Raw genomic sequence first — 22,999 nt, 5'->3', positions numbered from 1 at the left:
TATGACGACAGCCCCCTGGAAGACCCCCTATTGGCCCGAAGGCGTTCCCCACGAAATCGACGACTACAACATGCCGCTTTTCCAGTTGCTCGACGATGCTGCACGTGACTATCCCAACCAGGCCTACACCATCTTCAACGACGCGACCCGCAGCTTTGCCCAGGTTAAGGAAACGGCCGACCGGATCGCCAACTTCCTGCATGCCCAAGGGATCCGCAAGGGTGATCGGGTGGCCATCTTCCTGCCCAACCTGCCGCACTACCCAGCCGTTTATTTCGGCATTCTCAAGGCGGGCGCGGTCTGTGTGACCTGCAATCCGCTATACACGCCCGGAGAACTCAACTATCAACTCAACGATGCCGGCGCCAAGGCGCTGTTCTGTATGGACCATCCCCAGTTTTACGACACGGCCGGAAAGGCCATTCGGGACACCTCGGTGGAAACCGTGGTCATCTGCAACGTCAAATCCTACCTGCCCTGGCTCAAAGGATTTCTGGGCGGACTGCTGGGAAAGATCCCCCATGCCGAGCGACACGCTCCCGGCCATTTGATGTTCGACGATGTCTTGGCCGGAGCCGATCCGGCCCCGCCGGAAGTGACCATCGATCCCATGGAGGATCTGGCTCTGATCATTTACACCGGCGGCACGACCGGCAGACCGAAGGGGGCGGCCCTGACCCATTCCAACTTTGTTTACGACCTCAAAGGGCTGGATGCATGGGCCCGGCTGGTTCATGAAGAAGGCGGATCTCCCGAAGGAATCCGCAGGGGCGGATACCATTGCTACCTGGGCGTGCTGCCCTGGTATCACAGCTTTGGCATGACCTGCGCCATGCTTTCGGCCTGTGCGTCGGGAAGCCGCCTGGTTTGTGTTCCGGATCCGCGTGCCGGCGATCCGCCGTTTACCGAAGTGCTCAAACTGGTACAAAAGCACCGGCCCACCCTGATGCCGGCGGTGCCGACCATTTTCGTGGCGTTCACCAACCACTCCCTGCTGGATCAATTCGATCTGACTTCGCTGATGGGCTGCTTTTCCGGCGGCGCTCCTTTGCCGCCCGAAGTGTGCAAGCGGTTTGAAGAGAAGACCGGCGCCGTCATTTTCGAGGGCTACGGATTGAGCGAAACGGCCCCGGTGGTCACGGCCAATCCGACCTTCAAGGACACGCGCAAGATCGGCTCCATCGGTTTTCCCCTGCCCGGAACCGTTCTCAAGATTCTGGATGCGGAGACCGGTCAAACCGAGCTGCCCCAGGGAGAGGACGGCGAGGTCGCCATCTGCGGGCCCCAAGTGATGAGGGAGTACTGGAACAAGCCGGAGGAAACGGCGGAGGTCTTCAGGGAAATCGAGGGAAATCGCTTTTTCCTCACCGGCGACATCGGCCACGTGGACGAAAACGGGTTCGTGGTGATCACGGACCGCAAAAAGGACATGATTCTGGTAGGCGGCTTCAACGTTTATCCCAGAGAAGTGGAGGATATTCTTTTTACCCATCCCAAAGTGGCCCTGGTCGCTGTCGTGGGGATTCCGGATGAAAAAAGCGGCGAAACGGTCAAGGCGTTCATCCAGGTCAATCCCGGCGAAACATGCACCGAAGAGGAGATTCTCCAGTTCTGCAAGGAGAACATGGCCGGCTACAAGCGGCCCAGACAGATCGAGTTTCGCGATGCGATTCCGGTTTCCGCGGTCGGCAAGGTCCTGCGGCGGGTGCTGCGGGACGAGGAGAGCAAGACCGCTTGACAGCCTTCTGTCATTTGTTCGGGACCGGTTTTTTTATAGAGCGGCTTTCAGCCGCGACGATTGCAAGCCATATCGCGGATGGAAGCCGCTCCCAAGAATCCACCCCCTTTCATTCGAGTGTGTGGTGTTGGGCGGTCTGAAAAGATTTTCAGGCATCCATTGGGACGATGCCCGGCCGCCTGATAGAAGATAGCGTTGGATGACGAATATGCTGTAAAGGAGAATACGATGGCCCTTTTGACCATAGACGCAAACACCTGCAATCGGGACGGTATCTGTGCGGCCGTATGTCCCACGGGCATCATCGAATTCTCCAAAGGAGAGGTGCCGCGGCTGACCGAAAATGCCCAAGAGTATTGTATCGCCTGCGGACACTGTGTGGCCGTGTGCCCCACGGCCAGCATCTCCCACGAGAAAATGGCGGCCGACCAGTGCCCGCTGATTCGGCCGGAACTTCGATTAACGGCCGATCAGTGCGAACAGTTCTTACGCAGCCGAAGATCCATCCGGCGCTATAAGGAGGAGCCGGTTGAACGCAGTAAAATCCAAAAGATGATCGAAATCGCCAGCCATGCCCCGTCGGGGCATAATTCGCAAAGCGCTCAGTGGCGGGTGATCGACAACCGGCCCCGGATCGAGATGCTGGCCGGCACGGTGATCGAATGGATGCGCTGGATGATGGACAACCAGCCCGAAGTGGCAGCCGCGCTTCACATGGCAAGGGCTGTCGAGCGCTGGGAAGACGGCAACGACGTGATCCTGCGCGGTGCACCGGCGCTGGTCGTGGCCCATGCCCCGAAAAATGATTTTGCGGCGCCCCCGGCCTGCACCATCGCCCTGGCCTACATGGAACTGGCCGCCGTCCCCATGGGGCTGGGCGCCTGCTGGGCGGGGTATTTCTGGGCGGCATCCCAGGGATTCCCCGCCACGGTCGAGGCCCTCGACCTTCCATCGGGGCATCGATGTTACGGAGCGTTGATGGTGGGATACCCTCGCTTTACCTATCCGCGCCTGCCGCTGCGCAGGCAGCCGATTGTTTCCTGGTGGGATGAAGGTTGAGGCGGCTTCAGCCCACAAGCACCATTCCCACCAACGCACCCATGGGGACTTCTTCCGCTGAAGTATTCCGGGTAATCCAACTCATTTGCCAGCCGGCGGCGTTCATCAGGCGGGAAACGTCGATGCCATAGCCGGACATGGAAGGCCGGGCCCGGTCCGGGTGGCGGCAGGGGCCGCCGTACAAAACGCTGCAATCGGGTTGATCGGCGCAGAAGATCCTTTTGCAGGACCCTCCGGCAAAGGCCCGGGCTCTGGAGAAGCCCTTTTCCACGGCCGCCTGTTCGACGGCGGCGACAATTTCATGCAGGACACGGTAGAGGTGAAAGCGCTCTTCCCCCAGCAGGATATCCGTGGGGACATCGATTTTCAGTGCAATGGCCCACTCGTATTGCGTGAGCAGCTTCCGCATTTCAAAAGTGCCGCCGACATGGGGCGGACAGCCGGCGGACAACCCGTAAACCGTGCAATCCGGAAGACGGCAAAGTTCCGCAAAGGCATCGTTCACGACGATGTTTGCCGTGGCAACGGTTGCGGCCCGGCTGGCCCCCCATTTGCAGGCCAGCCGCTCGAGGCGGGTCAGCCGTTCGCGTTGGTTAAATACAACTTCCCGAACACCCATGGCATCATTTCCGGTCCTGCTATCAGACCTTTTCCTTCGCTTCGTAGTAGTCGTCCAGAACTTTTTTCAGGTAGCTGCCTTTGGCCTTGAGCAGTTTGGAGCCGCGGGTAATCTTGCATAGGCTGATCTTGTGTTCGGCGGCAATTTTGCGCTGGGTTTTGCCTTCGTAAAGATCCTTGAGGAGCTGCCAGCGCAGGGTGAGGGTGTCGATTTCGCTGGGGGTGAAGATCTCCTTGAAAAGAATCTCCATATCCCTGCGGTCTCGGGTACGGGTAAAAATATCGATTAATTCCCGGGTAACGACGTTCATGGGGCGGGCCTTTAAAATGGTCGGCAGGATGCCGGTTTCAGCCATTCGGCGATTAGGAAAAAGACTTGTTTTTACCGGTCCTCTCGATTAGGTAAGGACCGATCAAACCTGTTTCTGTTTGCAAAAACATAGTGAAAAAACAGTGGAAAGGAAAGGAAAAAGTTCATGAAAAAGTGCAGTTTCACACTGATTGCCCTGTTCGTGTCCGTTGCCATGCTTTTTGGCGTCCCGGCGTTCGCATCCGATCCGGTCCTGATCGGCATTTCCAAAATCGTGGCCCACCCGGCCCTGGACGCCATTGAAAAAGGTGTACAGGAAGTGGTCAAGATTCAGCACCCCGATGCGCGCTTCGACCTCCAGAACGCCAATGGAGAAATGTCCACGGCATCGTCCATTGCCCAGAAGTTCAAATCGGAGGACGTGACCCTGGCCGTGGGCATCGCCACGCCCACGGCACAGGCGCTGGTTAACTCGCTCAAGGACCGTCCGGTGATTTTCAGCGCCGTTACCGATCCGGTGGGGGCCGGGTTGGTCGCCTCGACGGACAAAGGCGAAAAGAGTGTGACCGGCATCTCCGACATGACGCCGGTCAAGGCCCAGATTGAACTGCTCAACCGCATCAAGCCCATCGAAACGCTGGGGCATGTTTACACCAGCAGCGAGGCCAACGCGGTCAGCCTGGCCAACATTGCCCGCGAAGTGTGCCGGGAGATGGGTATCAAATTTGTCGAAACCACCGTCTCCAATTCCGCCGAGGTCAAACAGGCCGTTCAGACCATCGCCGGCCGGGTGGACGGCATTTACATCTCCAACGACAACACCGTGGTGTCCGCCCTCGCCGCTGTGGCCAGCGTGGCCAAGAAATACAAGATCCCCGTGATGTCCGCCGATCCCAGCAGCGCCCAAACCACTCCCGTTCTGGCCGCCTGGGGGCATGATTACTACAAGATGGGTCGGGCCACCGGCCGCCTGGTGAATCGCATTCTCAAGGGAGAAAAGCCGGAAACCATTCCTACGATTTTCATGACGGACGCTTCGGATGTGGACCTGCTGATCAACCTGGATGTGGCCAACGAACTGGGGCTGATCTTTCCGGAAGATGTGATTGAAAAGGCCAATACGATTGTTGAGGACGGGAAGTTGATCAAGCAGTAGTTACCATGCAGAAATGGCATATTTGCAATCAGGAGCCAGGAGTCAGAATCTGGAAGAAAAACCGCTGCTATCGTTTCAATAGATTGATCGAGCGAAGCGAGTGCAGCACTTCTGAATTCTGAATTCTGGCTCCTGCATTCTTGTTCATATCAATCTAAAGATTCATGAATGGACATGAAAGCGGTCTTTTGAAATTTACAACTGATCAAACCCGAAAAACGGAACCATCATGCTTGAAGGAATTTTTGTTGAAGGGCTGATCTACGCCATCATGGCCCTGGGAGTGTTTTTCACCTTCCGCATTCTCGATTTTCCGGATCTGACCGTGGACGGCAGTTTTCCCTTGGGGGCCGTAATCATGGCCACATCCCTGACCGCGGGCCAGAACCCGCTTTTCGGATTGCTGCTGGCTTTCGGCGGCGGTGTGCTGGCAGGATTCGTCACAGCGGCCATCCACAATCGGCTCAAGGTCCCCCACCTGCTGGCCGGCATCCTTACCATGACCATGCTCTACTCGGTCAACATCCGCATCCTGGACAACCGCGCCAATCTCCCCTTACTAAGGGTGGACACGGTTCTCACCCATGTTACCGCTGCGGCCGGTAACCTGATTCCCGCAGATTGGGCCGCGTTGATCTTTTTTATTGCGGTGGTGCTGGCCATCAAGCTGGCCCTGGATCTTTTTTTCCACACCGATATGGGGCTGGTGTTCGGGGCTTTGGGCAACAATGAGCAGATGGTCCGGGTTCAAGGGGTCAATCCGGCCACACTCAAGCTCATCGGTGTGGGGTTGTCCAACGGCCTGGTAGCTTTGTCCGGAGCATTCGCGGCCCAGTATCAGGGATTCGCCGATGTCAACCTGGGGCAGGGGATCGTGGTGTCCGGCCTGGCGTCGGTGATGCTGGGCGAGTTTATCATCAAGTCCAACCGGATCGGTCTGCTCACCCTGCGGGTGATCCTGGGCGCCATCCTGTTCAAGGCCATCATGTACCTGGGCCGCTTCTACGGCTATTATATCAACATGACACCCAACGATCTCAAATTGATCGCCGGCATCCTGATTATCGCCTCCCTGGCGGTGACCAATTACCGCCGCATCCGGGGCAAGGGAGGGACCGCCGCATGATTCGCCTGCAAAATCTCAGATGCACCTTTCACGCCGGAACCCCCAACGCCAAGACCGTCATCCGGGATCTCGATTTGACGGTACAGGCCGGCGAATTCGTCACCATCATCGGCAGCAACGGCGCCGGCAAGACCACCCTGTTCAACCTGATTTCAGGCAGCCTGATGCCCACCGCCGGCAAGGTATACATCGGCGACGAAGACGTCACGGCCCACCCGGAGCATAAACGGGCGCGCTACTTGGGGCGAATTTTTCAGGATCCGCTGGTGGGCACGGCCTCCAACATGACCCTGGAAGACAACATGATGATCACCTGCAAGAAGGGTTTCAAATGGCCGGTGATCAGCCTCAACCGCAAGATGCGGGCCTATTTCTGCGAGCAACTGATTCACCTGAAAATGGGACTCGAATCGCGCATGAAGGAAAATGTCAGCAGCCTGTCCGGCGGCCAGCGCCAGGCCTTGACCCTGCTGATGATGGTGCTGTCCAGACCGGATATCGCCTTGCTGGACGAGCACACCGCGGCCCTGGATCCGCGCAATGCCGCCATCGTCATGGATCTGACTACCCGCTTTATCCGTGAGCACCGATTGACCACCCTGATGATCACTCACAACATGAACCACGCAATCACTTACGGCAGCCGGTTGTTGATGATGGACGCCGGCGAGATCATCATCGACGTTTCCGGTGAGGAGAAAAAAAAGCTTACCGTGCCACGATTGTTGGGGATGTTCGCCGACATCCGCCGCCAGGAGTTTGAGAATGACGAGGTGCTGCTGGCCGGTGGGCGGAAGACTGAGGGCTGAGGACGAATGAGGGACGCCGCTCCAGCGAAAAACTGCGCCCGAACAGTTGTTATTTCCTTAGAAGTATCGAACTCGTCATACCGGACTTGATCCGGCATCCAGAAAGAAATCGACCTTCAGAACCCCAAGCTGTTAAGAAAACAGCCGCCGCCGCCGTCCGAGTCGGGGAGCGGGGTCGGTACGAAAGGATCTTCGTCGGTTAGGTAGTAGATGGCCGCGCCACCCAATCCTTCAGCCACGTAGACGTATTCTCCCACCACATGGACACCCAGGGCTTCGGCCGTGGTCCCGGTGCACCATTTCTCAACTTCCAATGGGTCGGTTGGGTCGGAGACGTCCACGGTTACCAGCCCGTTGGTACCGTCGGCGATATAGGCGTATCCGTTTCGGACAAACACTCCCCTGGCCGTTCCGTCGGTGTCGTAGCTGCCAACGACTGATGGAGATGACTTGTCGCTGACATCGATGATCTGCAACCCCTGATCGCCGTCGGCTACATATGCATATCTACCTGAAACATAGATTCCATATGCCGTTCCAACGGTGTCGTAACTGCCGCTGATTGCCGGACTGGCCTTGTCGCTGACATCGATGATCTGGAGCCCTGAACCCCCATCTGCGACATAGGCGAAATTTCCTGAAACAAAGACCCCATATGCCGTTCCCGAGGTGTCTTTGTTTACCGGTGCTCCGGGATTGGACTTGTCACTGACATCGATGACCTGAAGCCCTGAACCCCCATCTGCGACATAGGCGAAATTTCCTGAAACAAAGACCTCATATGCCGTTCCCGAGGTGCCTTCGTTTACCGGTGCTCCTGGATTTGATTTGTCGCTGACGTCAATGATCTGCAGCCCCTGGTCGCCGTCAGCCACGTAGGCGTAATCGTCATCCACGAAGACGCCGTGCGCTTGCCCCGGCGTTTCGACGAAGCTTTCGTAGCCGACATTGCCAGGATAATAGGCGTCGAGGATGCGCAATCCTTCGTCGTCTGCATTTCCGCCGGCGCTGCCGCTGACCACATACAGGTAGTCGTCGTCATCCAGGTAAAGATTGATCGCTTCGCAGGGGGCTTCGTAGGATGCTGCTCCGCCGGCCACCCGCTGAATCCCCTGCTCGTGGTCGCAGACGTAGACATTGGTGCCGTCGTCGGTGGCTGTGCTGTAGGCTCCGGTGGTGCCGGCAGCGGTTGACGACAAAGTCGGATTGTATTTATCAGATATGTCGATTTCATGTAGTCCGTTGACTTGATCGGCCAGCCAGGCAGTGTTCCCGCTGACGAACACACCCACCGAATAGCCATCCGTGGGTGTGTAGCTGCCCAAAATCTCCGGGTTGGAACTATCGCTGATGTCCACGATGTCCAACCCGCCGGAGATGCTGGCCACGTAGGCATAGCTGCCGTCCAGGCGCGCGTCGAAGGCACCGGCGATGGCAGTGACGCTTTCCCATTGAGGATTGTCTTCATCGGCCACATTCAAGAGATGCAATCCGTTGACCTGGTCCACCACGGTGGCCGTAGTCCCGGAAACGTGAACGTTTACCGCCGACACCAGCAAGCCGGAAAGGGTTTCGGAACCTTTTTCGACAGGGGCGGCTGGCGTGGAGATGTCTATAATCTTGAACCGGTTGCCGACGTTGGCGATGTAAGCATAATTGCCGTTGACGAAGACACTGCCCACCGAGGTGCCGTCGGCAGGCTCGAAAGTACTTGCCACGGATGGCACTGCCGGTGTGGATACATCCACGATGGCCAATCCGGCGCTTCCCAGGGCGGCGAAGACGTGGTTCCCTGCATAGCAAATGCAACGGATTTCGGCATCCAGGTCGATTTGACCCGTAACATTTAAAGAAGTGTTCAGTATGGTCAGCACATTGCCCCGGGCCATGTAAACATAGCTCCCTCCCATGGCTACGGCCCGGGGTGAACTCACCGGCCAGCGGTCGCCGTTTGTAAGAACCGGTTCGGCCAGGGCGGTGGCTGCAGCCAATACAGTCGCGATCAGAAGTGCGCAGAAACAGGATGCCAGCTTCATCGGAAATTCCTTTCGTAAGCGCCAAGTTCGACGATACTATAGAAATCCTGATGAACAATGTAAACAACAAAAAACTCGATTAATTCCGCCGTTTCTCGCAATGATCCCCCGCCAATCTTAACGCCTGAAAAGCGAACTTTTACCGAACATTACGATAATGGTCGTGACAACCCCATGGTCGACGTGATAAATGGCACAACTTTTGTTGTTTTCCCGTTGTTTGGGATTCGATTTGGCCGTGCTGGAGAGATTGTCGTTGTTCACTATTTTCCGGAGGATCGAAGTATGCGAATGCTTATTGTTGCGGTATTGATGGTTTTATGTCTGCCGATTGGAACCTTGGCGCAGGAGCCCAGTAACGAAGAGCTTCTCAATATGATCCGCAAACTGGAGTCCAGATTCGATGAGGTCCTGGAGCAGACGCGCAAGGCCCAGTTCGAAGCGGACCAGGCCAAAGCAGAGGCAGCAGCGGCCAGGGAAGAAGCCGCCAAGGCCAAGGCCGAACTGGCCGGGCTCAAGGCAAATCCGGCTCCTGGATCGAATGCGGACGCCGTGGCCGAAAAATCCCTCGTCCGCGCACCGACAACCGGGCCTCGAGCAGTTGTATCTTTCGAAAATGTCTATTTGCGCCCCAGCCGCAGCGGCCTCGATTTTGCTGTCCTCGATGAGGACGAAGTCGGGCCTGATAGGATGGCCGGCAGTTACATAGATGTTGATCCCGGCTACAGTTCCGGCTGGAGGGGCGGGATGAGAATCGAGACCGATTCGGGAAGAGATATCGGTTTCGGGGTTGGAAAGGTAACCGGGGGAGACTCGTCATCCGCAGAAGCGGGAACAGGCAGCGATCTATGGGGAACCTGGCTCCATGCCAATTCGATCATCGACGACAACGATGTGACCGACGCCGATGCAACCTACGAATGGGAACAGATCGTTGCCGACATCAGCGTCGGCCAACGGTTGAACGTCGGGGAGAACTTAGACCTGCGGCTCGAGGCGGGATTACGCCATGCCAAGGTGAATCAGGAATTCGACATCTCCTACGTCCAAGAGGTTAGTTCTACTCTTTACCGCGCAAGCTGGATTGACAATACAAACAAATTCACCGGGTGGGGGCCGCGTTTCGGCATCGATTTCGACTGGAAAATGGGCCTTGGCTTCGACCTGTTCGGGTCCCTTGGCGGATCGCTGCTGATGGGGGATTTCGATGTTTCGTACTCGCAGTTTGACCAGGCAGCAGGCTCAGATACTCGAACCGCCCGGGTAGAGGTGGAAGAAAGTTACGACCACCGGCTGATACCGGTGGCCGAGGCACGGGCCGGCATCGGTTACGCCTACCAATTGAAAAACGGCTTACAGATGGGCGCCAAGATCGGCTACGAATGGCAGAACTGGTTCAACATGGTGACCAGCCAGGGGTATATGGACGACGTGGACAGCCAACTTATGGAGACGGACACCACGGACCTCAGTTTCTACGGGTATTTTTTTGAAGGCTTTCTCCAGTTCTAAACGATGCTGCGCAACGGGGGGGGCATCTCGTTCGCCTCCCGCTGTGCCTTTCTCCGTCGATATCGAAAGGGCGGTTTATATCGGCAATTTTATCAGGCCAGCGGCATTCTGCCCGCAGACCGCATCCATTTCCTCCCGATTCAACCCGCCTTCATGCATCTCCTTGAAATAGCGGGCCGGTTTGAGCAGCGGATAGTCCGTGCCCAGTAGGACCTTGTCGATGCCCACCAGGTCCCTGGCGTAGCTGTAGATGCGGCTTTCGTAGAGAAACGGCGAGGCGGCAGTGTCGTACCAGACATTCTTGAGGGTTTCCTTGACCGCTTTTTTCAACAGGTTGTAAAAAAAGATGCCGCCACCCCAGTGGGCCAGGACGATGGTGTTGTCCGGAAAGCGCGAGACGGTTTCGTAAATCTGGATCATGGTGTTGGGGGTCTTGCCGGGGTAGAGGTGGCCGACCTCCTCGTTGGTGTGCAGCAGCACCGGCACGTCGCGCTCCCGGCACATGGCCATGATGGGGTCCAGGCTGAGCTGGCATTCGCCGTCGATGCCGCATCCGTAAAAGGCCAGTTCGCCTACGCCGCTGAGCCCGGCGTCCAGGCAGCGTTGCACTTCGTCGGCCGCGTCGGGGTTGAGGCTATCCACGCAACACATCCCTCGCAAGCGGTCGGGATAGCGGCTGACCGCATCGATGACGTAGTCGTTGTTCAGCCGGCAGGTCTCGGGTTTACGCCAGGGAAAGCCAAACACCACCGAAAGATCCACCCCCTGCTCGTCCATCATGGCGACGATATCCTCGGCGGACACCAGCTTGGATTTGGGGGATTCGTAGAGCAGTTTGAATTCGGGTTCGTCGTCGAAAAACCGCTCCCGGTGGTCGCGGATGTCAGCGGGGAAGGTGTGGACGTGGAAGTCGATGATCATGGGTAGACTCCTTGGTTAATTTGAACTTTACAGATAATCGCTTACTGTTAATCATGATAGAATCGTAAAAAATAACATTCTGGACGGGCCCGTAAGAAGGCCGAGATCAAGGCTTGCGAATCCAGAGAATACCGCAATCGCGGGTGCCGGAGGCAGCGTACTCAGACGTACGCCGCGGTGACGAAGGATGGAGCGTAACGCCGATATCGGCCTTTTTACGAGTCGGTCAATCATGGGCCAGATTGTGGTCCCGCAACGTTTCGCAGCCCTCGTTCCAGCGTTCGGCGATCTGGACGATTTCCTCTCTCAAGGCCCGGTGCTGGACCCGACAGGTTTCGGGAACCTCACCGCCGTGAACCAGTCTACTGGAGTTCTCCACCAACTGAATCAGTTCAGTGGCGATAACGGCGTTAACCTTGATCAGGTCTTTGAGCATCTTTTCAACTTCGAGGTTGTTGTCGGCCATTGGGGACTCCTGATACCATGTTTTGTATATTGACTATGGAGCTTTTTTTTATACAATACAACCCATGCTTGCAACCGCCAAGAGGAACCTGACGGTTTTTGCAGCTATGGGCAAAAAGGTAGAAATGGCGCAGGAGAGACTTCCAGCCGCGATCATCTCTGTTCCAACGCGATTGGAAGCGGCTCCTGCGCAAGACGAATACCGAGTATGGAATGTTTCCATAACCGATTGCATGTTTCTGATTGCCGGCATACAACCAAAAACCAGGCGGGTGGACGAAAATCCGCAGCGTTGCCCGTCCTGCGGCATGAACCGGGCCTATGCCACCCGGGTGGACCATTATTTGAGCCTGTTCTTTATTCCCCTGCTGCGGGTCAAGCGGGGCGAAACGTTTCTTTTCTGTGACAACTGCGGACAGCCGGCCAATGGTTTCCGGACCCCGACACCCCCGGTGCCACCGTCCGGGACCGATAAGGTTTGTGTGGCCTGCGGGCGGTCGTTTGACCGTTCGTATCGGTATTGTCCACATTGCGGCCAGAGAGCCTGACCGTTTCGCTCCGGAAACAGCATCTTTCATCGTTTTTTACGGATTCATCGATATCGAGTTGACAGGGGCTTCAAGCAACTCCCCGATGAGGTGAATATGAATCGTCATCGAAGGGCAATCAACGGACTGAGTCGACGTGAATTTCTCGTCATGACCGGTATGGCGGCCACCGGTTTGGCTATGGGTTGTGCCACCAATCCGGTTACGGGAAGGTCCCAGTTCATGATCATGAGCGAAGAGCAGGAGATCGCCGTCGATCGGAAAAACGCGCCCCACCAGTTTTCGTCCGATTACGGCATCGTCCAGGATCGATCGCTGGAGAATTATATCCAGGCCACCGGCAAACGCATGGCCCCCAACACCCACCGCCCGCAGATGCCCTACAATTTCCACTGCGTCAACGCCAATTACGTCAATGCCTACGCCTTTCCCGGCGGTAGCATCGCCTGTACCCGGGGCATTCTTCTGGACCTGGAAAACGAGGCCGAACTGGGCGCCCTGCTGGGCCACGAACTGGGCCACGTCAACGCCCGCCACACTGCAGCAATCATGTCCAAAGCCCAGGTGGCCAACATGGCCGTGGGGGGGCTGGCGATTCTCACCAGCGTGGCCGTGGGTTCTACCGCCGGCAACCTGGCCGGGCAACTGGGTCAACTGGGCTCCGGCGCCCTGCTGGCTTCCTACAGCCGCGACAACGAGCGCCAGGCCGACAGCCTGGGCATGGAATACATGGCCCGTTCGGGCTATGGCCCCCAAGGGATGGTCGGGCTTATGGAGATGCTCAACAACATGAACCAGCACAAGACCAGCTCGGTGGAACTTCTTTTCGCCACCCACCCCATGTCTGCAGAACGCTATCGTACGGCGGTCAATCAGGCCACCAACGACTACCAGCGCTACAACGGCCAGCCGCTTAACCGGGAACGCTACATGGACAATACCGCCGGCCTGAGAAAAATGAAGGGTGCCATTAAAAAAATGCAGGATGGGGAGACAGCCATGGGCAAGGAGGCGTACAGTCAGGCCGAAAGCCTGTTCAAGGAGGCCCTGGCCCAAGCGCCTGACGATTATGTGGGACTGCTGCTTATGGCCAAGTGTCAGTTGATGCAGAAAAAGAATGCGGAAGCCGAGCGCTACGTGGAGCGGGCCAAACAGGTGTACCCCGAAGAGGCCCAAGCCTACCATATCAGCGGGATTACCAAGATCCGCAACAAGCAGTACGAAGCCGCCTACCAGGATTTCAGTGCTTATGAGCAGCACCTGCCGGGCAACCCCAATACGATTTTTTTCCAGGGATTGTCGCTGGAAGGCATGGAGCGGGTTCAGCAGTCTGCCCGGGCTTACAATTCCTATCTGCAGCAGGTGCAGCAGGGCAATCAGGCGCAGTATGCGTATAAGCGGCTAAAGGAGTGGGGCTACATCAAATAACGACGAATCCGCAGCAAGCCCGATATCTACGTTACGCTTCGTCCTTCGTCACTGCGGCGTATGATCAATACAGCCTCCTTCCTCAGGACTCGCAAGCCTTGATCTCGGGCTTGCTGCAGATTCGCCTGAGATGATGCGGATTCTCGGTTTCTGTATTTATTGCTGAACCGCAATCTGACATTTATGGAAGGACATTACGGAGATAGAGAATTGCGGTTGTGATGATCGAAAACATGATTGGCGGTTCTGAACTAGAGCGCCATGTGGTGCTGGTGGCCCCGGAAATTCACTGGAATACCGGCAATATCGGCCGCACCTGTCTGGGGGCCGGAGCGCGGCTGCACCTGATTCGACCCCTGGGTTTCTCCCTGGACAGCCGCCAGGTGAAGCGGGCCGGCTTGGACTACTGGGAGCGGGTGTCCCCGGATGTCTGGGACAGTTTCGACGCATTTTGCCAAGCCCTGAATCCCCGGGATGCCGAAGTGGTTCTGCTCACCAAATCCGGCACCCGGATTTTCTGGGAGATGCCCACCTGCCGGCGGATGTTTCTGGTGTTCGGGTCCGAAACCGGAGGGCTTCCGGATGCGATCCTCGGTCGCTACCCCGATGCCCGCTACCGGATTCCCATCAACGGCGAGATCCGTTCCCTGAACCTCTCCACGGCAGCCGGCATCGTTTTATACGAAAGCTTGCGCAGTGGCCGGTGAGAAATACCGATTGTCGGCCTGAATGTAGTTTCAATGAACGGTTCCGACAATCGAAAAAATATTCAATTTGCAAACAAGAAGAAGGAGACCAACCATGGCAACCCCGTTTTCCTCTATCAACAGACGTCAGTTCCTGCGTTCGTCGATTCTCGCGGCCTGTGCTGTCGGCGCGCCTTTTCTCCTGCAGTGCGGGTCCAAGGGCGGTTCGGCGGTCTTCGTCAAGCAGCCGCTGCCCTATGCCAAAGACGCGCTGGCTCCCACCATCAGCGCCGAGACCATGGGATTTCATTACGACAAGCACTACGCCGGTTATGTGAAGAAAGCCAATCAACTGACGCTAAAGGGATCTTTCGGAGGAAAGAGCCCCGAAGAGGTGATCCAATCCACCGCCGGCGATGCTTCCCAGGCGGCTGTTTTCAACAACGCCGCCCAGGCCTGGAACCATGCCTTTTTCTTCAAGTGTCTGAAGCCGGGTGGCGGCGGTGAACCGGAGGGTGTTCTGGCGGAGATGATCGCCGCCGAATTCGGCAGTTTTGCCAATTTCAAAAAAGTGTTTCTTACAGCGGCCGTAGATCGGTTCGGCAGTGGATGGGCCTGGTTGGTGCTGGAGGAGGGGCGTCTTGCCGTGGTGTCGAGCGCCAACGCCGACACGCCCCTGGCCCATGGCCTGGTCCCACTGTTTACGGTGGATCTCTGGGAGCACGCCTACTATCTGGATTACCAGAATCGCAGGCTGGCTTTCGTCACCGCGGTACTGGAGAATTTGGCCAATTGGGATTTTGTGGCCGCTCAGTTGGAGTTGGCGAAGCCGGCCAAGGAGCCTGCCGCCGAAAACGGTTGATGGGGATTCGGAACCTGCCTGCTCGAAAGATGAACACGATATGGATCTAAAAGAGACTGCTGCCGAACTGCTCGGCAAGATCAGAACGAATGCACCCCTGGTGCACAACATCACCAACTTCGTGGTGATGAATTCCTCGGCCAACATTTTGCTGGCGTTGGGCGCCTCGCCGGTTATGGCCCACAGCCGCCGGGAAGTTAAGGAAATGGCCGCCATGGCCGGCGCCCTGGTGCTCAACATCGGGACGCTGGAGGAAAAGTGGATCGAGGCCATGCTGCTGGCCGCCGAGGCCGCCAACGAACGCGGCATCCCGGTCATCCTCGATCCGGTGGGCGCCGGCGCCACGGCCTACCGCAGCAAGGTTGCCGAAACCATTCTTCGGAAAACTTCGGTTTCCGTTATCCGGGGCAATGCCTCGGAAGTGCTTTCCCTGGCCGTGGACGATGTCCGGACCAAAGGCGTGGATTCTTCCCTGTCGTTTTCCGACGAGATCGTGACCGCTGCCGGTGCCCTCGCCCGGAAATATGGCTGCATCGTTTCCATTTCCGGGGAAAAAGATCTGGTTGCCGATGGCGACCGGGTGCTGCGGGTGGCCAACGGGGTCCCCCTGATGACCCGGGTGACCGGGCTAGGCTGCGGCCTTTCCGCAGTCACCGGCGCTTTTTGTTCCGTGGCCGGAGAGGATCTTTTCAACGCTGTCGCGGCGGCTTACGGTTTTTACGGGTTGTGCGGGGAGCTGGCCCATGAAGTCAGCGACCGGCCGGGCAGCTTTTACGTGGCCTTTGTGGATGCCATCCACGCGGCCGGTGCCGCCGATATCCATACCCGTCTGAAAATCGAATCGGGATAGGAGAATCCATAAAGGTGTATTGGGAATAGCGACATGAAGCTGCCGTTGCATCATTGCATCTTGTAGCATTCGGCCATGCGAACGGCGCTGCCCAGATCAAAGGCGAGGCGCTGGTAGTTCTGCGCGTAGCGTTCCCATTGCCGTGAATCCGACTGCCTGGCGGATTCCATCGTCGAAAGGACCTTGTTCAGGGTGCGTTTGAGCCGGTGGCATACCGGCACCCGTCGGGCGGCATTCAGGTCAAGCAGATCAGGCTGCACCTGCAGCAGGCGCACACTGGCCAGGTAATAGACCGCCGACAGGCTTCCCGGGGCCAGTCGGTAGAGAGCTTCTGCGGCGTCCTTAAGCCGGGCCAGGGTTTTTTCGGCAGTCTCGCCGGATTGCAAATCCTGCAGGCGTAGCATGGCTTCGCAGAGTTTTTCCTGAAACCGCTGTCGTTCGGCCGGATCGGACCAGGAGGGGGTCAGGGTCAATCCCATGGCCAGTTCGTCAGCGGCGCAGGCGTAACGATTCGCTGACGCACCTGCGGCCCCGGCTAGTCGCAGGCAGGCATCGCCTTTGAGCAGGTGAAGCCAGCCGCAGCTTTCCGATGCCTGCCGACAGGTAACCTGCTGGTCGGCGATCCACTGGTAGTCGTTCCGGTCGGCATGCGCCTGGAACCGATTCAACTGCATGCTTGCACAACCTGCCAGCATCAGGATCAAAAAAAGGCTTACCACGATGGCTTTTAGAGGGGCCTCGGAGGAATACAGGGGCATGTTCGGCAATCGGAAATTTTTAAATCATGTGAACCCATGAAAGGGCCATCAACCATCCGGACGACAGGCCTATCGGTTACAACCTTGGTTTTTTCCGTCGTTCCCGGTGGATAGAGAATAATTTTTCGCTGACCGCATCTAAAATGAATTCGCTGGGGGATAGTCCTTTGGATTTGCAATAGTCTTCGACGCGCTCATATAACGCTTTGGGGATGTCTGCACAGATGCATTCATCAATTTTCGATTCAGGTTTTTCGCCCATTGGATGGCCTTTTCTTAAGCGCACCGATTCAACTGATTCGAAACTCAAAACGCACTGTTGGGGTTCAAATAAAAAATAATATAGGTTCCCGGCTGTGTCGTCGTCAAGGCCTAAGATTGACGGACTCGTAAAAAACCGATATCTGCGCTACGCTTCATCTCACATGTTTTCGGCCATGGTTACCGTTCGGTCGCCGAGCATATTCACGTAACTGCCCATTTCGTTGTCGTACCAACCGTAAATGACGGCCTGGGTGACCGGTGCGCGGACCACGGTATCCGGAAGGCTGCCCAAAATTTCTTGAGAAAAACCGGGAACGTTGGCCAGATCCAGGCTCAAATCCGCTGTACGGGTATGGGTTTCATGCCCCTCGATCACGGCGGCGGCCTGGGGCGCGCCGAGGATATCGCCGGAGACATTCTGCTTGCGAGTAAATTGCAGATACCCGTTGGGATCCAATTCGGCGGCATGCTCGTAAACTTCGTTGATCGCTTCGCGCCGGATCGGTTCTTCCAGGGGATTTTCCTGGATACCAAGCACCAGGATGATCAGTGACCCGGAGCTGGTCGGCACCCGCACCGATTCGGCGATGAACCCGATCTGCTCCATTTCGGGAATCACCAGCCTCAGGGCTTTGGCTGCACCGGTTGACGTGAGAATGATGTTATTCAGGATCGAGCGGTTTTTTCTCAGGTCGGTTTTTCCGGTTTTGGGCAGGCGATCCAGTACCTGCTGGGAGCCGGTGGCGGCGTGGATCGTGGCCATGGAGGCCGACAGGATCCGCTTGGCGCCGAAAGCGTTGATTAACGGTTTCATCATGTGCGCCAGGCAGGTCGTCGTGCATGAGGCGTTGGAGACGATTCGGTGGCGCCGTGGGTCGTATTCGTTGGCGTTGATCCCCATGACCGTGGTAACGGCATCTTCGGGCATGGCAGCGCCTTCTTCCTTGATTTTAAAGGGTGCGGAAACAATCACTTTTTCGGCTCCCGCCTCCAGGTGACCCCGGACCGCTCCCTTGGGATGATCGGCAGGCAAGGTGGGATCCAAAAACTGGCCGGTGGTGTCGATGACCAACCGCACCCCGTGGGCCTTCCAGTCGATTTCAATCGGCATTCGACTGCTTCGCAGCAGTCGAACGGGGATGTCGTCGATGACCATGGTTCCCTCAGCTTCGTCCACATCGGTGATCACCGGTTTGGCCTGATAGCCGTGCAGAAAGGTGTGCAGGGATCCATAGGTGGAGTCCCGTTCGAGGTAGTGGGCAATGTCCGCCATTCCTGTGCCTGCCTGACGGCCGGTATTGACGACGATTTCATTGAAGTAACGCCGCCCCACATGATGCCAAAGGGTCAGTTTGCCGATGCGTCCGAGTCCGTTGATCCCGATCTTCATCTGTCCTTCGTTCATTGCCTTTGCTCCGAAGTTTGCCTTGGGTTCATATCTATATCAGTGGGCGCTGTCAGGTTTCCCTGATTTTCATCATCCCTTGATAGACCGATCCCTGCCGGCCGTCAATGCTAATATGGTCGCCTGATCGGATCAGGACCTGGTTGAATCGTGCCGTTTTTTCTTTCTCGTTGCACTCCAGCGTCCCGCAGCCCACGACACAGGTTTTCCCCAATCGGTGGGCCACCACCGATGCGTGGCTGGTCAATCCGCCCCTGCCGGTCAAAAGGCCGTCGCTGGCATAAATTTCCTTGATGTCATCGGGGACGGTGTCGCCGCGAACCAGGATCAGGTCGGTTTGCGGTTCGTCTTCACGCCAGCGGTCGATTTCCTTTAACGTAAATACGGCCCTTCCGGCCATGGCACCGCCGGCGACGCCGACCCCGTGGCCCAGGTATCGATCAGTCGCATCGTCTTCTACATCGAAAGCCAGCACAGTTTTGCGTTCCCGGATGGACATGTCGCGGGTCTGGAGCAGGTACAAGTCGTCGGCCGAATCGCTTTCGAAAGTAAATTCCATCTCCTGGGGACTCCACCCGTTTTTATAGATCAGCCGGGCTGCCCATTTACGGATGGCTGCATAGATGTCCGGGAAGTGGGTTTCCAGGGTGATGTCCGTGTCCCGCAACTCGAGTTCCTGTTGTTTGACCGATATCGGCAGGGTTCGGACCAGGCCGGCCACCACATCTTCTCCCTGGTTCTCCAGGGTGAAATCGCCCCAGGGGCTCAATGTGTCCCCGGACCAGCGGGGGTTGTGGGTGAAAAAGACACCCGAACCGGCGCTGGGAGAGATGTTGCCGAAAACCATTTGCTGCACGGTGACCGCGGTGCCCCAGTCGTCCGAAATTCCCATGATCTTGCGGTAGGTTTTGGCCCGGTGGGACTCCCACGATTCGAACACCGCGTTGATGGTCATGTAGAGCTGGTCCAGCGGGTCCTCCAGCACGTTGACGCCTTCGTCCTGAATGCGGGATTTATAGGCCAGGGCCACCATTTTCATTTGCTCGCCGGTAAACCCTTTTTTGAGGGGGATGCCCAGGCGGGATTTGAACTCGGCGATAATGGCATCGAAATCGTCCCGCTCCAGCCCGTAAGCCATGCCATGGCACTGCAGAAAACGGCGATAGTTGTCCCAGGCAAACCAGGGATTGTTCATTTTTTCGGCCAGCCCGGCGGCAATCTCCTCGTTCATGCCCACATTCAAAATGGTCTCCATCATTCCGGGCTGAGAAATGGATGCACCGCTGCGAACCGAGAAGAGCAGCGGGTTGGCCGGGTCGCCGAACCGTTTGCCGGTGGTTTTCTGAATGTGGACGATGTGTTTCCGGACCTGCTGCCTGAAGTTTTCTTTCACCGGCTCGAATCCGTCGATCAACTCCCGGCAGCGGAAGGCCTCGGTCGTGACGATGAAACCGGGCGGGACCGGCATGCCCAGGTTTTTGAGCTTGAGCAGGTTCAGGCCTTTGTTGCCCATGTAAATGATGCCTACAGCGGCGTTGTTGATCTCTTCCAGGCCGGTCATGATCCGCTGGGGGTCGTAGTTGAGCAGCAGGTGAAGCTTTTCTTTTGGCAGTACATTGGACTGATGAAACAAGGTGTTGAGAATGCGTGTCAGAAACAGGTCCAGCTGCTGGAGGCCCAACGATGTGGCGATACGATCCCGGAAAAAGATTTCCGAAACGCGATGCTTGAGCTTTTCGGCGTCCACGGCGTTTTCATGGGGAAGAAATTTATCCAGGATTCGATCCGGTTTCATGTGGGTGAGGATACGGGTCAGGTTCTGGCCGTGGATGTTGTTGAAATAGTCGTTGATGATGTTATTTACAGCGACGGCGAATCCCTTGAAAATATCCAGGTACTGGGTGAGGGTAAAGCCCCTGACCTCCAGAGCATGGGCCAGAAGATCCAGCTGTCGTTCGAGTTCCACCGAATTGATTCCGTCCAGGCGCAGGGCTTTGTCGAACAGCGTCAGACGTTCGTAAATGTCGTGAAAGGTAGCCCGGGTGATGAGCCCCAGATTGATCTGGTCCACCAGTTCCTCGAACAGCACGTTGATCAAGGATTCGATCCGGAAGGTCAGCCCCAGTGCATCGAACTTGCGTTCGTGGTAGCTGCCGTACATGGATGGAATGTCAATGGTAATATGGCGTTTTTTGTAAATGTCCGCCTTGATCTCATAGGTTTCTTCGGAGAGAATAACCGCCTTGAGCCGCTCCAGGTAATCCATCAGTTTGAACAGGCGTTGTTTGAGGCTGGTTTCCTTGAGGGCGGCGTGCAGCATTTCCAGCTCGGGAAAGGATTCCCTGTCCAATTGGTTCAAGTGATGGCGCAGGGAGGTGTGGTCCAGTTGATACTTGTGGTAGAGCAGTTTGTAAAATGCGGCGATCAGGGCCACCCGCTCCACGTCCACGGGGTTGACGTCCGGCGCTTTTTGAAGCAGGGCGCGAGTATGGCCATCTTCGATTTCAAGCAGTTCATGGGGAATGGCAAAGCCCTGTTCGCTCAGGAAATCGAACAGTTTGTTGACCCCGTCGATGTAGGTGCCTTGGGTTTCGATCTGGTTATAGATGCTGGGGGGAACGAAGGGCTCAAGGGAGGCCTTGTCTCTCGTTTTCCAGAAATTAAGCACCGCCTCCATGAAGCGAATGATGCGGTTGGAGCTTTCCACGTGGCTCTGCTTGCGCAGGAAATGGATGAGGATGTCGCGCCGATGGGTGATTTCGTCCAGCCGCGTGGAGATTTCCCGTAGTTTGCCTTCCGCACCGATATCGTTGAAATAGGACGGAAAAAGCCGGGTGAGCTGTTTGACCAGGTTGTAGACCGGGCCGATGTCGCTGTTGAGCAGACGGGTGATATCCCTGGGAAAAAGGTCCGTGTCACGGATAAAAATGCCGGACAGCGACAGTTTGATGATGAGGCTGGAGAGCAGCCGCGACGACCATCTGGGCTTGCACTCGATCAGTTCCAGCCAGGTGCGGATGTTCTGCAGATGGGCCGCATTCATCTGGATCTGCCAGTCGTTGCCCACCCCGCCCAGATTGGGGGTCTGGAACCCCAGATCCACTACCTGATCAATAAAATAGTTGACCATGTCGATTTCATCGGTCTGATACACCGCTTGACCCATGTTGAGGACGCAGGTGAGGGTGGTGGTGGGAAACTGCTCTGTCCGGGTTTTCAGAATAGTGAATGTTTTCTCGATCAGTTCGCCGATATTGCGGTAACTCTCATTGTTGATCAACCACCCTACGGTGCGATTGATATCCCGCAGGGTTTCCTCGTAAATCATGTTCAGGTCCGAAATGCTCATGATGTGAAAGAGAAAGATCACCCGCCACTGATTTCCCTGTCCGCATTCGGCACCGGCGTCCTGAAGGATTTGGGGCATTTTGCGGTACTGTTCCACGATTGCGCTGAAGTCGGTGAGTTCCAGCAGTTGGTCGAAAACCTCCCGGGTTTCTTTTTCCTGCACGTTTTCGATCTGTTGCAAACGCTCCTTCAGGCTGTGCAGAACTTCATGGGAAATCTCGGAGAAACAGGTTCGGACCCGCTCGGGCTCCTCGATGGCCCCGGCGGCCGCCTGGAAATTCTCCCATGGATCCTTGAGATCGCACCAGAAATCGTAGGTGGTATTGAACGCGCGTATCAGCAGATGGTTGAAGGTGGAATAATCGTCGATGTGTCCATCGCCGCGCTCCCCTAACAGCCGGATAATGCGCTTGAGTGGATAGAAGCTCTTGATGAACAGGAAGAAATGGTCCTGCCCGCATCGGTGAATCCGGCCGAAGGCCCTGTCGATCATCGGCAAAAAGTCGGTCAGCCGTTCGCGCGACTCTGCGACGATCTGTTGGAGATACAACAAAAGGTTGTCCACGGCATCGGCGCGTACGCCATCGTCCACCTTGGCTTCGATGGCTTCGCAGAAGATGGCCACCATGGTTTCGGCAGCGTCCACACCGCGGGGGTGGGACCGAAAAAGGTGAAAATAGTCCAGGGCGTATTCCCGGGCTTCACCAACGATAAATTGCCAGTTGCGATAGGGGTGGCTCAACTCCTGCAGAAAAGCGTTTACACCTTCCATCAAACCGTAATACCGGGACATGACCTCCTGGATGCAGGTATACTTGGCATCGATGGTAACGTCCACATAGGTGTTGGCCAGGTTGGCCTCGAGGGCCTCGGATTTGATCATGGGCATGTCGGCACCGCATCCTTTTTTTGCAAAGCATCCAAATAGATCGTATTTAAAATATCAAAGGGATGCCCTCTTTACAAGCAACTCCATTGCAGGTTTATCCGATCCATGGATGGCGGTCGCAGGTGTCTGCCCGCCGGCCATGAAATTGCGGGACCGGGCTTTTCGTTTCCCGTTTGGAAAAATTTATGATATTTAGTAAATACGCTCTGGA

General features: G+C 56.6%; 20 protein-coding genes. 12 read left to right on the top strand and 8 right to left on the bottom strand.

What is annotated here, in order from left to right:
• The first annotated feature begins 1 nt into the window (after position 1).
• Together GN111_RS13365 and GN111_RS13360 are read left to right on the top strand one after the other, a co-directional pair.
• A complete protein-coding gene (locus GN111_RS13365) occupies positions 2 to 1,738 on the top strand; it encodes a long-chain-fatty-acid--CoA ligase (RefSeq protein WP_155304228.1) in 1,737 nt (578 codons plus the stop codon).
• Between the two features lie 228 nt (positions 1,739 to 1,966).
• Positions 1,967 to 2,797 carry a nitroreductase family protein gene (locus GN111_RS13360; RefSeq protein ID WP_155304227.1) on the top strand — a complete coding sequence of 277 codons (831 nt, stop codon included), beginning with the start codon at positions 1,967 to 1,969 and terminating at the stop codon, positions 2,795 to 2,797.
• Between the two features lie 7 nt (positions 2,798 to 2,804).
• Here GN111_RS13360 and GN111_RS13355 read toward each other — a convergent pair whose 3' ends face one another.
• Complete coding sequence (locus GN111_RS13355; RefSeq protein WP_155304226.1) at positions 2,805 to 3,416, bottom strand: DUF2284 domain-containing protein; 612 nt, start codon at positions 3,414 to 3,416, stop codon at positions 2,805 to 2,807.
• A gap of 22 nt (positions 3,417 to 3,438) precedes the next feature.
• Entirely contained in the window at positions 3,439 to 3,771 is a 333-nt protein-coding gene (locus GN111_RS13350; protein WP_231715734.1) for a Trp family transcriptional regulator, read from the bottom strand.
• Positions 3,772 to 3,891: 120 nt separating this feature from the next.
• Here GN111_RS13350 and GN111_RS13345 point away from each other — a divergent pair, with 120 nt between their 5' ends.
• The 3 genes from GN111_RS13345 (at position 3,892) to GN111_RS13335 (ending at position 6,816) form a co-directional block, all read left to right on the top strand.
• The gene (locus GN111_RS13345) at positions 3,892 to 4,881 is read left to right on the top strand and encodes an ABC transporter substrate-binding protein (protein WP_155304225.1); all 990 of its coding nucleotides are present in this window, start codon (positions 3,892 to 3,894) and stop codon (positions 4,879 to 4,881) included.
• A gap of 229 nt (positions 4,882 to 5,110) precedes the next feature.
• Positions 5,111 to 6,007, top strand: a complete 897-nt coding sequence (locus GN111_RS13340; protein WP_155304224.1) for an ABC transporter permease — start codon at positions 5,111 to 5,113, stop codon at positions 6,005 to 6,007.
• Positions 6,004 to 6,816 carry an ABC transporter ATP-binding protein gene (locus tag GN111_RS13335; protein WP_155304223.1) on the top strand — a complete coding sequence of 271 codons (813 nt, stop codon included), beginning with the start codon at positions 6,004 to 6,006 and terminating at the stop codon, positions 6,814 to 6,816. The genes GN111_RS13340 and GN111_RS13335 overlap by 4 nt, the downstream gene beginning before the upstream one ends.
• A gap of 116 nt (positions 6,817 to 6,932) precedes the next feature.
• Here GN111_RS13335 and GN111_RS13330 read toward each other — a convergent pair whose 3' ends face one another.
• Positions 6,933 to 8,852 (bottom strand): LVIVD repeat-containing protein, encoded by a 1,920-nt coding sequence (locus GN111_RS13330; protein ID WP_155304222.1) that lies wholly within the window; start codon positions 8,850 to 8,852, stop codon positions 6,933 to 6,935.
• Between the two features lie 285 nt (positions 8,853 to 9,137).
• Here GN111_RS13330 and GN111_RS13325 point away from each other — a divergent pair, with 285 nt between their 5' ends.
• Complete coding sequence (locus tag GN111_RS13325) at positions 9,138 to 10,364, top strand: Lpg1974 family pore-forming outer membrane protein (RefSeq protein ID WP_170302266.1); 1,227 nt, start codon at positions 9,138 to 9,140, stop codon at positions 10,362 to 10,364.
• Between the two features lie 75 nt (positions 10,365 to 10,439).
• On the opposite strand, the gene GN111_RS13320 is transcribed toward GN111_RS13325, so the two are convergent.
• Together GN111_RS13320 and GN111_RS13315 are read right to left on the bottom strand one after the other, a co-directional pair.
• Positions 10,440 to 11,285, bottom strand: a complete 846-nt coding sequence (locus GN111_RS13320; RefSeq protein WP_155304220.1) for an amidohydrolase family protein — start codon at positions 11,283 to 11,285, stop codon at positions 10,440 to 10,442.
• 226 nt (positions 11,286 to 11,511) lie between these two features.
• A complete protein-coding gene (locus GN111_RS13315) occupies positions 11,512 to 11,751 on the bottom strand; it encodes a hypothetical protein (protein ID WP_155304219.1) in 240 nt (79 codons plus the stop codon).
• A 271-nt stretch (positions 11,752 to 12,022) separates the two neighbouring features.
• Here GN111_RS13315 and GN111_RS33370 point away from each other — a divergent pair, with 271 nt between their 5' ends.
• The 5 genes from GN111_RS33370 (at position 12,023) to thiM (ending at position 16,124) form a co-directional block, all read left to right on the top strand.
• Positions 12,023 to 12,298: a zinc ribbon domain-containing protein gene (locus GN111_RS33370; protein ID WP_170302265.1), complete on the top strand. Its 276-nt coding sequence runs from the start codon at positions 12,023 to 12,025 to the stop codon at positions 12,296 to 12,298.
• Between the two features lie 96 nt (positions 12,299 to 12,394).
• Positions 12,395 to 13,726 carry a M48 family metalloprotease gene (locus tag GN111_RS13305; protein ID WP_155304217.1) on the top strand — a complete coding sequence of 444 codons (1,332 nt, stop codon included), beginning with the start codon at positions 12,395 to 12,397 and terminating at the stop codon, positions 13,724 to 13,726.
• A 221-nt stretch (positions 13,727 to 13,947) separates the two neighbouring features.
• On the top strand, positions 13,948 to 14,433 hold the full coding sequence (locus GN111_RS13300; RefSeq protein ID WP_231715785.1) for a tRNA (cytidine(34)-2'-O)-methyltransferase: 486 nt from the start codon (positions 13,948 to 13,950) through the stop codon (positions 14,431 to 14,433).
• 94 nt (positions 14,434 to 14,527) lie between these two features.
• A complete protein-coding gene (locus tag GN111_RS13295; protein ID WP_155304216.1) occupies positions 14,528 to 15,274 on the top strand; it encodes a superoxide dismutase in 747 nt (248 codons plus the stop codon).
• 40 nt (positions 15,275 to 15,314) lie between these two features.
• A complete protein-coding gene (thiM, locus tag GN111_RS13290) occupies positions 15,315 to 16,124 on the top strand; it encodes a hydroxyethylthiazole kinase (RefSeq protein WP_155304215.1) in 810 nt (269 codons plus the stop codon).
• Between the two features lie 50 nt (positions 16,125 to 16,174).
• Here thiM and GN111_RS13285 read toward each other — a convergent pair whose 3' ends face one another.
• The 3 genes from GN111_RS13285 to GN111_RS13275 form a co-directional block, all read right to left on the bottom strand.
• Positions 16,175 to 16,882: a hypothetical protein gene (locus GN111_RS13285; protein ID WP_155304214.1), complete on the bottom strand. Its 708-nt coding sequence runs from the start codon at positions 16,880 to 16,882 to the stop codon at positions 16,175 to 16,177.
• A gap of 421 nt (positions 16,883 to 17,303) precedes the next feature.
• Positions 17,304 to 18,551: a type I glyceraldehyde-3-phosphate dehydrogenase gene (locus GN111_RS13280; RefSeq protein WP_231715733.1), complete on the bottom strand. Its 1,248-nt coding sequence runs from the start codon at positions 18,549 to 18,551 to the stop codon at positions 17,304 to 17,306.
• Positions 18,552 to 18,603: 52 nt separating this feature from the next.
• On the bottom strand, positions 18,604 to 22,788 hold the full coding sequence (locus tag GN111_RS13275) for a PEP/pyruvate-binding domain-containing protein (RefSeq protein WP_231715732.1): 4,185 nt from the start codon (positions 22,786 to 22,788) through the stop codon (positions 18,604 to 18,606).
• Between GN111_RS13275 and GN111_RS13270 the strand changes: the two genes are divergently transcribed.
• Positions 22,781 to 22,984, top strand: coding sequence for a hypothetical protein (locus GN111_RS13270; RefSeq protein ID WP_155304213.1), 204 nt, complete (start codon positions 22,781 to 22,783; stop codon positions 22,982 to 22,984). The genes GN111_RS13275 and GN111_RS13270 overlap by 8 nt on opposite strands.
• Positions 22,985 to 22,999 lie beyond the last annotated feature (15 nt).

Origin of the sequence: Desulfosarcina widdelii, from assembly GCF_009688965.1 — a bacterium.
In the GTDB taxonomy this organism is placed as follows: Bacteria; Desulfobacterota; Desulfobacteria; order Desulfobacterales; family Desulfosarcinaceae; genus Desulfosarcina; species Desulfosarcina widdelii.
Note: the sequence above shows the minus strand (reverse complement) of the source record. Positions and strands in the feature narration are given on the sequence as shown.

Excerpts from the sequence above, each read along its gene's own strand:
- GN111_RS13365 (WP_155304228.1), top strand. The coding sequence starts at position 2 with ATGACGACAGCCCCCTGGAAGACCCCCTATTGGCCCGAAGGCGTTCCC.
- GN111_RS13360 (WP_155304227.1), top strand. The coding sequence starts at position 1,967 with ATGGCCCTTTTGACCATAGACGCAAACACCTGCAATCGGGACGGTATC.
- GN111_RS13355 (WP_155304226.1), bottom strand. The coding sequence starts at position 3,416 with ATGGGTGTTCGGGAAGTTGTATTTAACCAACGCGAACGGCTGACCCGC.
- GN111_RS13350 (WP_231715734.1), bottom strand. The coding sequence starts at position 3,771 with ATGGCTGAAACCGGCATCCTGCCGACCATTTTAAAGGCCCGCCCCATG.
- GN111_RS13345 (WP_155304225.1), top strand. The coding sequence starts at position 3,892 with ATGAAAAAGTGCAGTTTCACACTGATTGCCCTGTTCGTGTCCGTTGCC.
- GN111_RS13340 (WP_155304224.1), top strand. The coding sequence starts at position 5,111 with ATGCTTGAAGGAATTTTTGTTGAAGGGCTGATCTACGCCATCATGGCC.
- GN111_RS13335 (WP_155304223.1), top strand. The coding sequence starts at position 6,004 with ATGATTCGCCTGCAAAATCTCAGATGCACCTTTCACGCCGGAACCCCC.
- GN111_RS13330 (WP_155304222.1), bottom strand. The coding sequence starts at position 8,852 with ATGAAGCTGGCATCCTGTTTCTGCGCACTTCTGATCGCGACTGTATTG.
- GN111_RS13325 (WP_170302266.1), top strand. The coding sequence starts at position 9,138 with ATGCGAATGCTTATTGTTGCGGTATTGATGGTTTTATGTCTGCCGATT.
- GN111_RS13320 (WP_155304220.1), bottom strand. The coding sequence starts at position 11,285 with ATGATCATCGACTTCCACGTCCACACCTTCCCCGCTGACATCCGCGAC.
- GN111_RS13315 (WP_155304219.1), bottom strand. The coding sequence starts at position 11,751 with ATGGCCGACAACAACCTCGAAGTTGAAAAGATGCTCAAAGACCTGATC.
- GN111_RS13305 (WP_155304217.1), top strand. The coding sequence starts at position 12,395 with ATGAATCGTCATCGAAGGGCAATCAACGGACTGAGTCGACGTGAATTT.
- GN111_RS13300 (WP_231715785.1), top strand. The coding sequence starts at position 13,948 with ATGATCGAAAACATGATTGGCGGTTCTGAACTAGAGCGCCATGTGGTG.
- GN111_RS13295 (WP_155304216.1), top strand. The coding sequence starts at position 14,528 with ATGGCAACCCCGTTTTCCTCTATCAACAGACGTCAGTTCCTGCGTTCG.
- thiM (WP_155304215.1), top strand. The coding sequence starts at position 15,315 with ATGGATCTAAAAGAGACTGCTGCCGAACTGCTCGGCAAGATCAGAACG.
- GN111_RS13285 (WP_155304214.1), bottom strand. The coding sequence starts at position 16,882 with ATGCCCCTGTATTCCTCCGAGGCCCCTCTAAAAGCCATCGTGGTAAGC.
- GN111_RS13280 (WP_231715733.1), bottom strand. The coding sequence starts at position 18,551 with ATGAACGAAGGACAGATGAAGATCGGGATCAACGGACTCGGACGCATC.
- GN111_RS13270 (WP_155304213.1), top strand. The coding sequence starts at position 22,781 with ATGGGCATGTCGGCACCGCATCCTTTTTTTGCAAAGCATCCAAATAGA.
- GN111_RS13275 (WP_231715732.1), bottom strand. The coding sequence starts at position 22,788 with ATGCCCATGATCAAATCCGAGGCCCTCGAGGCCAACCTGGCCAACACC.